This is a genomic window from Enterobacter sp. C6 (genome assembly GCF_008122455.1).
Classification (GTDB): Bacteria; Pseudomonadota; Gammaproteobacteria; order Enterobacterales; family Enterobacteriaceae; genus Enterobacter; species Enterobacter pseudoroggenkampii.
On the sequence record NZ_QPFW01000217.1, the window covers coordinates 1 to 13415 of the forward strand.

Genomic DNA, 13415 nt, shown 5'->3' on the forward strand with positions numbered 1-13415 from the left:
GAACTGCTGTTCACCACGCTGACCAAAGAGGCGCTGCCGGTGATCCGCTACCGCACCCGCGACCTGACGCGTCTGCTCCCGGCAACCGCGCGCAGCATGCGCCGTATGGACCGCATCAGCGGCCGCAGCGACGATATGCTGATCATTCGCGGCGTCAACGTCTTCCCGTCGCAGCTGGAAGAGGAGATTGTGAAGTTCGAACATCTTTCGCCGCACTACCAGCTGGAGGTGAACCGTCGCGGGCATCTTGATTCACTTTCCGTGAAGGTGGAGCTGAAAGAGAGCAGCCTCACGCTGACGCACGAGCAGCGTTGCCAGGTGTGTCACCAGCTGCGCCACCGCATTAAGTCGATGGTGGGGATTTCCACCGACGTGACGATCGTGAACTGCGGCAGCATTCCGCGCTCGGAGGGGAAAGCCTGCCGGGTGTTTGACCTGCGTAAAGCGGCGGCCAACGGTTAAGTTTTCCCTCACCCCGGCCCTCTCCCTTTGGGAGAGGGTTAGGGTAAGGGTCCTGTGCTATGATTCATCCAGGACAAAAATAACAACAGAATGAATCACATGAATAAACTCGACGCCTTTATCCAGCACGCGGTCAGTTCCGTTCCCGTCAGCGGGACCTCGCTTATCTCCTCGTTATACGGTGACGCGCTGTCCCATCGCGGCGGAGAGATTTGGCTCGGCAGCCTGGCCGCGTTACTGGAAGGGATGGGATTTGGAGAGCGCTTTGTACGCACCGCGCTGTTTCGCCTTAACAAAGAGGGCTGGCTGGATGTTTCCCGCATCGGGCGTCGCAGTTTTTACCGCCTGAGCGATAAGGGGCTGCGCCTGACGCGCCGTGCGGAGAATAAGATCTACCGTGCGGAACTGCCCGCCTGGGACGGAAAATGGCTATTGCTGCTCTCAGAAGGGCTGGACAAAACCATCCTCGCCGACGTCAAAAAACAGCTAATCTGGCAGGGGTTCGGCACGCTGGCACCGAGCCTGATGGCCTCGCCGTCGCAGCATCTGGCGGACGTGCAGTCTCTGCTTCACGATGCCGGGGTGGCGGAAAACGTGATTTTCTTTGAAGCCCACTCGCCGCTGGCGCTCTCCCGCGCCGCGCTGCGTTCGCGGGTGGAAGAGTGCTGGCAGTTAACCGAGCAAAACGCAATGTACGAGTCGTTTATCAGCTCGTTCCGGCCGCTGCTGCCGCTGCTGAAAGAGGCCGCGCCGGAGGAGCTGACGCCGGAGCGCTGTTTCCAGATCCAGCTGCTGCTGATTCATTTTTATCGTCGCGTGGTGCTGAAAGACCCGCTGCTGCCGGAAGAGTTGCTGCCTGCGCACTGGGCGGGGCAAAGCGCCCGACAGCTCTGCATTAATATCTATCAGCGTGTCGCGCCGGGGGCCCTGGCGTTTGTCAGCGAGAAGGGCGAAACCTCCGTGGGCGAACTGCCCGTGCCCGGCACGCTCTACTATCAACGCTTTGGTGGTCTTACAAGCGCATAAGGAGGGAAGATGCCTGTTTATCAAATTGATGGTCTGACGCCGGTGGTACCTGACGAGAGCTACGTTCACCCAACGGCAGTGCTGATTGGCGACGTGATTCTGGGCAAAGGCGTCTATGTTGGTCCTAACGCCAGCCTGCGCGGTGATTTTGGCCGTATCGTGGTGAAAGACGGTGCAAACATTCAGGATAACTGCGTGATGCACGGCTTCCCGGAGCAGGACACGGTGGTGGAAGAGGATGGGCATATCGGCCACAGCGCCATTCTTCACGGCTGTGTGATCCGCCGCAATGCGCTGGTGGGCATGAACGCGGTGGTGATGGACGGGGCGATCATCGGCGAAAACAGCATCGTCGGCGCGGCGGCGTTCGTGAAGGCAAAAGCGGAGATGCCCGCCAACCATTTGATTATCGGCAGCCCAGCCAAAGCGATTCGCGCGCTGAGCGAGCAGGAGCTGGCATGGAAGCAGCAGGGGACGCGGGAATATCAGGTTTTGGTGGAACGCTGCAAGCTCACTATGCACCAGGTGGAGCCGCTGCGCGAGGTTGAGCCTGAACGGAAACGGCTGACGTTTGATGAGAATTTAAGGCCGAAGTCGGCGGTGTAGGGGTAAGACCGTCTTTTTTCGCCATATCCATCAGTAGCGCGATGCCAATGTAATTACTCCAGTTAAAGGTATTTTGCAGCACCACCACCGCATTGCCTTTTTCTTTGTCATAGCCGATAAAGCTGGAGTAGCCGCCGATATAACCGACCTGATAGGTGATTTTTTCCAGACCGATAAAGTCGGTGGTCCAGGCAATACCCTGTACCCCGTCGGGACGTTGAATATCGGTATTTCTCACTTCGGCAAAGACGCTGTCCAGCAGGGGATTGTGGGTTGTTGAGACGTGATAGCGGGCATAGGTCGCCAGATCTTCGGCGTTACTGTATAAGCTCGCTGCCGCCACCATGTTGTTGGAAAAATGCCAGTCCGGGGTGAGCTGCCCGCGCGGGATAAACTTCGGCTGATCGCCTGCGTGGCCAAGCGCCCGCTGTGGATACCCTTTTAGCTGCCGGGGCGTAAAGCTGCTGTTAGCCATTTGCAGCGGATGGAAAATATAGCGCGAGGCTAAACTCTGGATATCTTCGCCGGTTTTGTGTTTCAGGATATAGCCGATCAGGGCGTAGCCGGTATTGGAGTATTGCGGCACTTTATTCTTTGGCGCTCGCCAGTCGGCGAGGTAGCGCAGCACGTTATCGCTATCCAGCTCACCGTAGAAATTATCGCCCGTGCTTAAGTAGCTGATGAATTTTCCAAGCATCGGAACATCCATATTCTGACGCGGCAGGCCGGAGGTGTGGGTTACCAGTTCAAGCAGGGTGATTTTTTGTGCATCCGCGCTAAGCGGCGTCCCCGGCGGAAGCAATGTCGCCAGGTTATCGTTCCAGTTCAGTTGCCCTTCATTCACCAGACAAGCAACCACTTCCGCCGTGATCCCTTTGCTGAGCGAGCCAAGCGCAAACAGCGTATCGGGCCTGACCGGATAGCGATTGACCGCATCGGTTACGCCCCAGGTGTAAAACTGCGGCGAGCCGTGATTATGGATCACCGCGACCGTCATCCCGGGAACGGATTTTTGCGCCATGTAGTGACGCACCACGCTGTCAACGTCGCCATCCAGTGAATCATGGGTGAGAAGTTCCTGAGTACCTTCCGGAGAGGACATTTGCGAGAGCGTGCCACAACCGCTGAGGAGTGGGAGAGTAAGCAGAAGCCAGATAATTTTTTTTGTTATGTTCTGCATACCTGGTAGCGAGTGTGGTGGTCATTGGCGCGCCAGGAATGTATCACAAATAGCCTGCGTGAATGTAAACTTTCTACACGGTGGCGGCTCGTTGATGGTTACCGTGACTTTTCGGCCTGCTTTGAGGATTTCAGTATGACTCGCTTTTATCAACTTACCGCCACCCGTCTGGATGGGCAGCTTATCTCTATGGCCGACTATGCAGGAAAGGTGGTTTTGGTCGTTAATACCGCCAGCCAGTGCGGCTTCACGCCACAGTACGGTGGCCTTGAAGCGCTATACAAGAAATACGCCGATGAAGGATTAGTCGTGCTGGGCTTCCCTTGCAACCAGTTCGGCAAACAGGAACCCGGCGGCGCCGACGAAATCTCGAAAACCTGTTACATCAACTACGGCGTGAGCTTCCCGATGTTTGAGAAAGTCGAGGTTAACGGTAACGCAGCGCATCCGCTGTTTCGTTATCTGAAAAACGAACTGCCCGGCGTGCTGGGCGAGCGGATTAAGTGGAACTTTACTAAGTTTCTAATCGGACGCGACGGTAAACCGCTCAAGCGTTTTGCACCGATGACTACGCCCGAGAAAATGGAGGGGGCAATTGTGGAGGCTTTGGGGAGGTGAGCTTTTTGGTGAATGGAATTAACCAGCATCTCTGTTCCCTCCATGTTCTTAAATACGCCCGTAGAATGCGCAAATGCAGCACGCTGCATCTCGTGATGATGACATCAGGTTTCGCTTAAGTTATTTAGTTAATAGTATGTTATCAGTTTATGCCACGCAAACGGCAGAACAGCACCCTATACTTTTGACTATTTCGTGAATGATCTACTTGTCCGGATGGCATACTCCTCTTTGTATTTTTACTCATATACCTATGAGCTAATGACAAAATGTGACACTCCAGATGGATATAATCACAAATTGTAAAAAAAAGGGTCGATTATTCATCGATCCGTTGCAACGAATAAGGAGAAAGTTGTGAATAACGTCAATACCTTCCTTAAGGAAAATTTACCTTCAGTAAGTAAGAACGTTTTTGTTGCTCCAGGTATCCCTGAAAAAAAACTGAATAACGTCGCTAAAGCATTCAATGTCGCTGATAACCTGAATGCTGTGCTGGCCATTTATGACAATACGGTATTTGGTAGTGCAAAAGATGGCATCGTTTTTACCGGTGAAAAACTGGTTATAAAAGAAGCATTTGAAAGTCCTTATGACGTATACTACAACAATATTGAAGCCGTAGAATATATAGAAGATGTCACCGTAAATGATAAAGGCAAGGAAAAGCGAACAGAATTTGTCTCCCTTAAACTAAAAAATGGCGAGATAAAACCACTCAAAAGTTTGATGGAGTGCAACTATAAGAAGCTGAGCGACATTCTTGAGCATACCATTAGTGACTTTGATGAGTTTAAAGAAGAAGATCAGCTCATCACTCTTGCCGAAATGTCAGAGGCTCTTAAAGTGGCTTACGTCAAAATCATCGTTAACATGGCGTTCTCAGATGACGGTCAGGTTGATAAAAAAGAGTTTGCCGAAATTCTCTTGTTGATGACCCGACTTGAGTTAACGACCGAATCCCGATTTATACTGCGTAGTTACATCGGTGCAGAATCCAGTCTAATGCCGGTTGAAGAGTTAATAGCGATTATTGACCGGGAATGCGTGCCTAGCCATAACAAGTCAATAAAAATCTCTCTTGTTAAAGACCTGATTAGCATTTTCATGAGTGTTAATGACGGTGAATATAAAAACTTTCCATTTCTTCAGCAAGTGCAACCCCTGCTGGGCGTAACTGACGAAGAAATAGAACTTGCGGTGATGGCTATTCAGCAAGATTTTAAGATGTTACGAGAAGATTTTTCCGACGATGCGCTGAAACGCAGCATGAAAGAACTTACGGCGAAAGCAGGTGCGGTAGGTGTGCCGCTTGCTGCTGTCTATCTTTCTGGCTCTGTTATCGGTATGTCCGCTGCGGGCATCACTTCTGGCCTCGCAACGCTTGGACTTGGCGGCGTGCTGGGCTTTTCAAGTATGGCAACGGGTATTGGTGTTGCGGTGTTATTAGGTGTAGGGGCCTATAAAGGGATTCGTCATCTTACGGGTGCTAATGAACTGGATAAATCAAAGCGCCGGGAGCTGATGCTGAATGAAGTCATCAAGCAGACACAATCCACATTGTCCGCGTTAATTAATGATCTCAATTATATTTCTGGCAAGTTTAACGACGCTCTGGATGCGCACAATCGGCAAGGTGAAAAAATTCAAAAGCTCCAGAAGATGATGAATGCATTGACCGGTGCGGCGGATGAATTGAATAAGAAATCGAATAAGATGCAAAACAGTGCACTCAAACTTAAGTGCCCTATCTACCTTGATGAGGCTAAACTCAGTTCTCTGACCCGAGAACCCATCAAAAAACAATTCTATGATATTGTTCTTTCATTCTATGAAGAATGTATTGTCGAAGAGCAACACGATGGTAAGACCGTTGAAGTGAAAAAACGTAAAATTAAAGAAGACACAGCTACTCAGCAATTAGAAAAACTTGCCGCCATCTTTGAAGGAATCGGCTATTTCAGAGCGGGGGACGTTATTAAAGGCAAATTGACTGGATTATTCTCATAATGAAAAAAACGGATACTCAGGTATCGGCCTTGCTGGTGCAGAAGCACCAGCTTGAACAAAGCGAGAGTCAATTAAGTGACCTTGATGCCGCTCTGGATGCACTTAACGCTTTGCAAACTGATACCGATGCTGCTTTAGATGAAATGATTTTCGCTATGGATGGTGTTCTGGAACACGCAGGTGTCACGTTTGATGAGAATTTCCACACAACGGTTTCCAGTGAATTCAGCGATTACCTTGAATCCGGTTTGACCCCGTCATCGTCCAGTATCAGTAAACTGTCGATGATAGAAACAATAGCGTTCACCAGCGATATGGACTGGGAAACCTATTCCCAGTCCGTATCGCACTATGCCCATAAGCATAATGTCGATTTAACTGTCGATCCGTTTAGCGCGCTGATGTCCCCAACTCAGAGAATTGCTCTGGAGAAACGCATTCAGGAAGACTTTACTTTTAAGACTGCCCACTGCGACAAATATGATTACATGATCGCTGGCACCTGTGGCGTTATTGGCGGGCTTATCGATATTTTTCTGGTAGGCGCACCTGGTGAAGGAAAACTGACCCAGCTTGCAGATAATGCAGTGGACGGTGCAGTCGAGAAATTCGCCTCAGCCTTTGGCTGGAAAGGCGGTGCAGAAGGGAGTGATCCTACAAAAAGCGCTATCGGTTTTCTGGAGAGAAAATTCAAGGTCAACTATGACCATCGGCATGGCGGTGATGTTGACGGTCTGTTCAGGATGAACACGAAGAATCACCATATTAAAAGTCTTGCCCACTCCCCGGACTTAGTCGGTTTATTTTTCTCGATCCTTGATCAATTTACCAGCACGGCACATTTTGTGGCAGACGGAAAACTGGTTTCCGTAGATACAGAAACTTTTGAGCTTAAAGGGAATAACCTTGTCTCTAAGGTATTCAGCGGTTTCGTAAACTGGATGGGCCATCTTTTTTCTGATATGGCGGGCTCTTCCGGGGCGCAAGGAAGAGGCTCTGGTATCCCTATACCTTTCTTTTCATTACTTCAGTTTATTGACGTGGGTGAATTTGGTCAGCATCGCCAGTCATTCGCTACCGTCGCCGTCCAGGTTTTTGAGAAGGGATACGACTTACGGCATGGATTAGCGATGGCGATCCCTGTTCTGATTACTGAACTGCTTGTGCGGATCACCTGGACGGTTAAACAACGTTGCTACCATAAGAAGGTCTGGGGTGAATGTATCCCTTCTGCGAATAACCCAGAACTCAGGCGAATGTTACTGGTTGCGCATGGAACCTTGTGTTTGATGGATGCAGGCGATGCGGCACTTCGTTCAGGAGGAGAAATGATTCAGTTCCTCCTGAGAACGAACCTCATTGGCTGGGCAAGGTTTGGAACGCTGGCGATTAAAGAGCTCCATGTCTGGTACAAAGCCGGTGGAATTGATGCCAGTGCTGTAGATGAATATATGGACCATGAACTTCGACGAATGCTAAAAGCGGGTTAACGATACGATCTCATTGAATAAATGCAAAGCCTGGATGCCTGGCTTTAATAAACCAGGCACTGGCTAATCTGTCAACGCAAAGCAGAAAAAGTGCTTTCATTGCAAGACTGATATGTGTCTTGAGATGCCTTGTCGGCTTGTGGCAGGTAAATGCCAGGAGCGAAAATTGGAGGTCAGTATCATTATTTTCGGAGTCAGGCCGTGCAAAAGCCGGGGACGACGACCTTCTGGAACAGGTGCGGGCTGGCTAAGACGGATTAAGGATATGCTGGAAGTTTCGCGAGGAATTCGGGATCTGTGAAGGCCGCACGAACCGCCTCGGTGGATTCCCACATTACATAGTTCAGGTAACTCGGACTGTCGCCGATCGCTCGGTGGAGTTGCATGGAAATGAAGCCCGGTTGCTTCGTTATGACCTCGGCAGCCGCCTTGAAAGCATCCAGAAAGCCTATTTCGTCGGAGGGATCTGCAACCGTGAAAAGGTTGATGAGCACGAGAGGCGCGGCCGCAATACCAAGTTGGCGGTCAAACGGAAATTTCTCATCCAGGGGTTTAAATGGTTTTATGGCGACCATGGTGGCGCTCCTGTCTATTATGAATTGAGCTGGATGATAGATACTGCTTGCACTCAACTGAGCATCGACTGCTGAGCGAAGATACCCGCCATCGTGCCTTGCCATACTGCCGTAGTAACCGATGGGATACCGGGGTTGGCAAGGTCACCTGCGGCGTAGATGCCTGGTATGCTGGTTTCACGGTGTTCATCGGTCTTGAGTGCGATGCCGGTCGGCGTGTTGACCGTGGAGAGGCCCAGTACGTCATGCAGGCTTGCGGACGGTCTGGTACGCGGATGCGCGAAAAGAATATCGACTGACACATCGGGGCCGGTTTCGATCTTGATAGTGGCACTATGGCTCCCGTAAGGTTCGATTTCGCTGATCCTGCCATCAACTATAGGTACCTGGCGGGCGGCCAGATCGGCCCGTATGTCGAGAGTGATGTCATGACCGTTGCCAAAGACAGTCAATCTGTCTGTCCAGTCATGGAAGAGCCTGACCTGATTGTGCGACTGCGGGCCAGACCAGACGAGGCCCCAGTGTTGGTCGGCGACTTCAAAGCCGTCGCAGTAGGGGCATGGTATGATGGACGTCCCCCAGCCTTCAGCAAAGCCAGGAATATCAGGCATCTGGTCAGCGACGCCATAGCTCAAAATCAAGCGGCGCGCCCGCAGGCTTTCGTTATCGTCTGTGACGACGCAGAAATCGTCGAGGGTGCCAGATACGCTTTCGGCCCGCGCGTTGACCAACTTGATCGTTGGATAGCGTGCCAGTTGCTGCCGTGCCTCGACAAGGATATCTTGCGGTGGCTTGTGATCGTGGCCGAGCAGGCCATGTGAACGGCCAGCAAAGCGATTGCGTTGCCGGCCAGTGTCGAGGACCGTGACCTTGCGACGGGCACGGCCAAGCTGCAGGGCGGCGGCAAGACCGGCAAAGCTGCCTCCGATAATGATGACGTCATTCATGGTGATGAGTTCCGTGTTGAGGATGTAAGGAGATGAGCCAGTTCTGGCGCACCTTGCACATTTATGAAACTGTGTAGTATCGTAATTAATAAATTACGATACTGTAAAGGACTGTATTTATAGTGACCAATATAAAAAAAACGGCCCGGCGGGGTCGACCTGTCAATGAGGCGCTTGGTCAGACAATCGTCGAGGCCGCTTCCGAGCTATTCGTGGAATTGGGATTTCAGGCGACGACCTTGGACAAGGTCGCCCAGCGGGCGAAGATATCTAAACTCAGCATCTATCGGCATTTCGAGAACAAGGAAGCACTTTTCAGTGCGGCCATCGTGGCGGGTTGCCATCAGTTGTTTGCCCCACAGTCCATTCTTGAATGCGTAGATGGTTCGGTTGAAGATCAGCTGATGGCGGTGGGATCATTACTGCTGCGCACGCTGTTGAGACCCGACGTTAGTAGCGTCGAAGCCATGGTCATGGCCGACAAGACGAATCAAAAATCGTTAAGTAAGCTCCATTACGAAGCCGGTCCCGCTCATGTCATCGCCCAAATCGAAGCCCTTTTACGTCAGTTGCACGCGAAGGGGCTGCTGAGGGTTCCCGATCCACTTCAGTCCGCTCGCTTGTTTGCCGCACTTTTCAAAGGCTCCGACCTTCTGATTATCGCGCGCTTCGATAAGGCCAGAGTAGAGGACGACAACGAGATCGAGTCTTATTGTCGGTCGGCCGTCGCCATGTTCATTACCGCGCATGGCGGCACTCGGGATGCGGTATCCCGGCTGTGATCTTGCTCAGAGAGTATATGTATGTGCATTCTGTAGAGATTGGGTCCAAAAAGCTCCCGAAATGGGAGTATTAGTATGAGTTATGTAAGTGTTTGTTTGTATGCTGATTTTCGAGTCCTGTGTTAACCCGACACATTGTAGAACCCAGATTATCGTTTCATGACACAGGACGATCTCTACGCTATTCAACTCAATGGTAAGGATTATGTGTAATTGCGGTGAACTTCCATCATCAGTGGTTGAACTTGAATATCATAATCAGGAATTTCAGTTTCAGCGGGAGTTATTTCTTAATCACTACTTCGAAATACCCGAAAGCGATCATTTCGAGCCATCGCTTGATTACTCACAATCTATGTATTGCTGTTTGGACTGCGGTCAGTCATGGTATATAGAGTGCACTCCAGAAGAGAACCCTTCTCCATTATTCGCCTTAAAAGTAGATGAGCCTGGTGTTTTACCTTCGGTTAAGGAGATTCAGGCAATGAAGCATTACCTAAGCATAGTCGCTCACGGAGGGTTTGATTCAGAACAATGTAGAATGGTGGACTGTCCAAATAATAAGCTGCTTGGGCGCGAATTATGCCATTTACATACACCATTTCCGTAGTGCAATTGGAGGTAGTCATCCTTTTGCTTCCGGGCCATTGGTGGCAACAGGCAATTTCCGCTCATATGTAACCTTATGCGTTTATGCACGGAATGGGTTACATACCCGACAGGTAACCGTGTCGAGTATCAGCACAACTAAGAGGATTTAGCTATGTTCAAGGCTGGCTGTCCGTCAGCATGACGGAATAGTGAATACCCTGTGGTAGATTGATCGAGAATGGCTTATTGAGTGTCAGCGGGATGGTCTGTGGTGCAACCTGTATCGTCCTGACACTGTTTCCTGCCAAGTGTGCATTCACGTATAGCTCTTGATCAAAGTAATTTATCTCACCACCGATCTCAGCTGTTCTGTTTGCTTTACCTTGAGACAAATCGATATACATCGTCGCTGCGGCAAATTTTCTGTCCAGCTCAGAGGTAACTGCTTTCCCGGGCAACGGACGGAGTGAGTACAGTATCACATTACGAGTATTTACTTTTTTCAGAAGGCTGTCTGCGGCTACGGTTACTGAGGTTGGCCCTGAAACTGGCGACTGCATTTCTGTTTTTAGGTACTGAGTGCTGTTTTCTGAGGGCGCAGAACTACATCCCATCAGCACTAAAGATAAAACAGCGATTCCTGACATTCTATTCAACTCAGATATCCTTTTTTAATTATGAGTAACTGGTGGTCGTTCTGTCAGTATCGGCATGGACCAGAAATAATTGATACTGTTTTATCCTGAGGCTATCAAAGCAAAACCCCATTACCCCCGCAGCCACGGCGTAATCGTCAGCCCGGTAAGCAAGCCTTCCGGGCTGAGCAGGCGAGTGACGGTTTGCCCCCACGGTTCCATACGGTTAGCCACCAATAACCGATAGCCTTTTTCACTCAGAATACGGGTAGCAGAATCGAGATCCTGTACTTCGTATTCAACCCATCCCTGCGGTATCGGGTGCTCTGCGGGCCACTGTTCTTCTCCAAAACATGACATAGCCGCCTGTGCGAGCGGCCAGACGGCAAAATGCTTCACGCCTGCCAGCTGGCCCTCTTCAGTGAGCAGATAATCGGTATTCCCTTCCATCGGCTTCAGCGGAAGGCCGAGTGTCTGGACATAAAACGCGGTGCTGGACTCCGTATCCCGAGAAATGGGCCCGAACCCGGCGACAAACAAGACATCCATTCCCGCTAACGTCTGCGACATATCTACTCCTGCGTGAGGTGAAATTCACCCTGAATTTATATTACGACTGGCTGAAATACGACTCTCAATTCTGGTATCGCATTCATCGTGCCTGCACGCCCACGACGGGTTTAAAATTCAACGCGATGACGATCAGCAGCACGACTCCCGCACTCATGATCAGCCATGCGCTGGTCAGAGAGACCGAACTGTCGCGAACGATCCCCGCAATTAACGGCATGAGCGCGGCGATCATGTATCCACCTCCCTGAACTTTTGATAGTAACTTCCCGGCCTGCGCGGGCGTTCGCGCATGATCGAACGTAACGATGAGCGACAGCGGGAAGAGGGCGCCGATCCCGGTCCCAAGCAGCAACGTGGATAATACCGGCGTTGTACCCGGCGCAAAGACCAGACACAGGAGTCCCGCCAGCAGCAGCAACAATACGGCGATCAGCGGCACGCGACGGTCGGGGAATTTACCGATCAGCGCGGAGACGGCAAACCCTGCGACAACCTCGGTTAGCGTCAGCCAGGCCAGCATGTAGCCGCTGCTGCGTGCGGACCATCCCGCCTGAATATAAAGCGGGGGCAGCCAGGCCAATACCAGCGTATAGGCTCCCGTTCCCACGCCGAAAAAGAGCAACAGCAGTGCCGTACGGGAGGAGGAGAGCGTAACGGTTTCGGGTGCTGTTTTTTCCCCCTGAGGATACTTAACCAGGGTTAACCACAGTATCAGCGCCAGCAGCGCTAACAGCCCGGCCATTGCCAGCGCGGGCTTCAGCGTCAGCCATGAAAACAACGGCTCGGCGCTGGCGGCGGCGACTGCCGCACCGGCCATAATGCCCGTGCTGAATAGCGACATTATCGTGCTGGCCGTTTGCGTATATTCCTTTTTTATCAGGGCAGGCATTAAGGCCTGGATCGTGCCGATACTGGCCCCGCCCAGTAACGCGGTGCCCATAAGACTCTCCGGTGAGGCGCTAAAACCGCGTAATAAACAGGCCACAAGCAGGATGAAGAGCCCGAGCATAATTCCCGGTACGGCACCAACTCTGGCTAAAAGGCTGGGTCCACACAGGGCGGCCAGTCCCATCATCGCGACCGGCAGGGTGGTCAGCAGGCTAAATTGCGTAGCCGTTAGCCCCGCTTCGCGCTGCAGCACGGAAAACAACGGTCCGACAGAGGCTAGAATGGGGCGCAGGTTCAGCCCGACGATAAAAGCGATAACGGCGAAGAGTAAAGGCGATGTGCGTTTCAACAGGAGATCCTTTTCGGTTGTGAATGGCCGGGCAAATTGCCACAAGCATTTATCTTAACGTTAAGATAAAATGTGTTTTTGCGTAAGATGTACCGCACAACAGGATAAATACCCACGCCATCAGGGGTGAAAATGAAAGACCATGTAGACTTCGTTGTCGGCCAGTGGAACCGTGCCATGCCGGAACTGGACGCCTCATCGATGAAAATTTTTGGCCGAATGCTCCGGCTGATGAAGCATTTGGGAAAAGAATGGGCGGAGGCGATGGCGCAGTTTGGTTTTCGCGAGGGGGAGTTTGACGTGCTCGCCACGCTGCGCCGCGCCGGTGAGCCGTACTGCCTTTCCCCCACACAGCTGTATAAATCGCTGTTGATCACCTCAGGGGCGATGACGAACCGGCTCAGCCATCTCGAAAAGCAAGGGCTTATCAGGCGAATTGCCGATCCGGATGACAAGCGCAGTACCCTCGTAAGCCTGACGGCACACGGGCAGGAGCGTATCGAACAGGCGCTGATCGTGCACACACAGACGCAAAATGCGCTGCTGAGCAACTTGTCTGACGCGCAGCGCGCGCAGCTTGAGTCCCTGCTGAGGGAGCTGCTGCTGACGTTTCCGTCCGAGGACCTGGGCGACAAGTCACCGAGTGCCGATAATACAAAAACTGCATAGTTAAACCTCACAGA

At 51.5% G+C, this 13415-nt stretch carries 13 protein-coding genes and 1 pseudogene; 8 read left to right on the forward strand and 6 right to left on the reverse strand.

Features of this window, described 5'->3' with window-relative positions:
- From DOU50_RS11485 to paaY, 3 genes and pseudogenes are all read left to right on the forward strand, one after another.
- A pseudogene (locus DOU50_RS11485) lies at positions 1 to 462 on the forward strand (phenylacetate--CoA ligase); the annotation flags it as partial.
- 90 nt (positions 463 to 552) lie between these two features.
- A complete protein-coding gene (gene paaX, locus DOU50_RS11490) occupies positions 553 to 1488 on the forward strand; it encodes a phenylacetic acid degradation operon negative regulatory protein PaaX (protein ID WP_148769410.1) in 936 nt (311 codons plus the stop codon).
- A gap of 9 nt (positions 1489 to 1497) precedes the next feature.
- Positions 1498 to 2094 carry a phenylacetic acid degradation protein PaaY gene (paaY, locus tag DOU50_RS11495; protein ID WP_148769411.1) on the forward strand — a complete coding sequence of 199 codons (597 nt, stop codon included), beginning with the start codon at positions 1498 to 1500 and terminating at the stop codon, positions 2092 to 2094.
- On the opposite strand, the gene DOU50_RS11500 is transcribed toward paaY, so the two are convergent.
- Complete coding sequence (locus DOU50_RS11500; RefSeq protein ID WP_148769412.1) at positions 2003 to 3274, reverse strand: serine hydrolase domain-containing protein; 1272 nt, start codon at positions 3272 to 3274, stop codon at positions 2003 to 2005. The two genes, paaY and DOU50_RS11500, sit on opposite strands and share 92 nt — an antisense overlap.
- Before the next feature lie 135 nt (positions 3275 to 3409).
- Here DOU50_RS11500 and DOU50_RS11505 point away from each other — a divergent pair, with 135 nt between their 5' ends.
- The 3 genes from DOU50_RS11505 (at position 3410) to DOU50_RS11515 (ending at position 7392) form a co-directional block, all read left to right on the forward strand.
- Positions 3410 to 3892 carry a glutathione peroxidase gene (locus tag DOU50_RS11505; RefSeq protein WP_148769413.1) on the forward strand — a complete coding sequence of 161 codons (483 nt, stop codon included), beginning with the start codon at positions 3410 to 3412 and terminating at the stop codon, positions 3890 to 3892.
- A 357-nt stretch (positions 3893 to 4249) separates the two neighbouring features.
- On the forward strand, positions 4250 to 5902 hold the full coding sequence (locus tag DOU50_RS11510; RefSeq protein ID WP_024908029.1) for a hypothetical protein: 1653 nt from the start codon (positions 4250 to 4252) through the stop codon (positions 5900 to 5902).
- Positions 5902 to 7392, forward strand: a complete 1491-nt coding sequence (locus tag DOU50_RS11515; RefSeq protein ID WP_081112038.1) for a hypothetical protein — start codon at positions 5902 to 5904, stop codon at positions 7390 to 7392. The genes DOU50_RS11510 and DOU50_RS11515 overlap by 1 nt, the downstream gene beginning before the upstream one ends.
- A 257-nt stretch (positions 7393 to 7649) precedes the next feature.
- On the opposite strand, the gene DOU50_RS11520 is transcribed toward DOU50_RS11515, so the two are convergent.
- Together DOU50_RS11520 and DOU50_RS11525 are read right to left on the reverse strand one after the other, a co-directional pair.
- Positions 7650 to 7967: an antibiotic biosynthesis monooxygenase family protein gene (locus DOU50_RS11520; RefSeq protein ID WP_228117527.1), complete on the reverse strand. Its 318-nt coding sequence runs from the start codon at positions 7965 to 7967 to the stop codon at positions 7650 to 7652.
- Between the two features lie 53 nt (positions 7968 to 8020).
- A complete protein-coding gene (locus DOU50_RS11525; RefSeq protein ID WP_024908028.1) occupies positions 8021 to 8914 on the reverse strand; it encodes an NAD(P)/FAD-dependent oxidoreductase in 894 nt (297 codons plus the stop codon).
- A gap of 122 nt (positions 8915 to 9036) precedes the next feature.
- Here DOU50_RS11525 and DOU50_RS11530 point away from each other — a divergent pair, with 122 nt between their 5' ends.
- Positions 9037 to 9696: a TetR/AcrR family transcriptional regulator gene (locus tag DOU50_RS11530; RefSeq protein ID WP_024908027.1), complete on the forward strand. Its 660-nt coding sequence runs from the start codon at positions 9037 to 9039 to the stop codon at positions 9694 to 9696.
- Positions 9697 to 10463: 767 nt separating this feature from the next.
- Here DOU50_RS11530 and DOU50_RS11540 read toward each other — a convergent pair.
- From DOU50_RS11540 to DOU50_RS11550, 3 genes are all read right to left on the reverse strand, one after another.
- Positions 10464 to 10934: a hypothetical protein gene (locus DOU50_RS11540; protein WP_148769414.1), complete on the reverse strand. Its 471-nt coding sequence runs from the start codon at positions 10932 to 10934 to the stop codon at positions 10464 to 10466.
- Positions 10935 to 11054: 120 nt separating this feature from the next.
- Positions 11055 to 11492, reverse strand: a complete 438-nt coding sequence (locus DOU50_RS11545) for a VOC family protein (protein ID WP_148769415.1) — start codon at positions 11490 to 11492, stop codon at positions 11055 to 11057.
- A gap of 82 nt (positions 11493 to 11574) precedes the next feature.
- On the reverse strand, positions 11575 to 12732 hold the full coding sequence (locus DOU50_RS11550) for an MFS transporter (RefSeq protein WP_148769416.1): 1158 nt from the start codon (positions 12730 to 12732) through the stop codon (positions 11575 to 11577).
- 132 nt (positions 12733 to 12864) lie between these two features.
- Here DOU50_RS11550 and DOU50_RS11555 point away from each other — a divergent pair, with 132 nt between their 5' ends.
- Entirely contained in the window at positions 12865 to 13401 is a 537-nt protein-coding gene (locus DOU50_RS11555) for a MarR family winged helix-turn-helix transcriptional regulator (protein WP_048993110.1), read from the forward strand.
- The last annotated feature ends 14 nt before the right edge of the window (positions 13402 to 13415 follow it).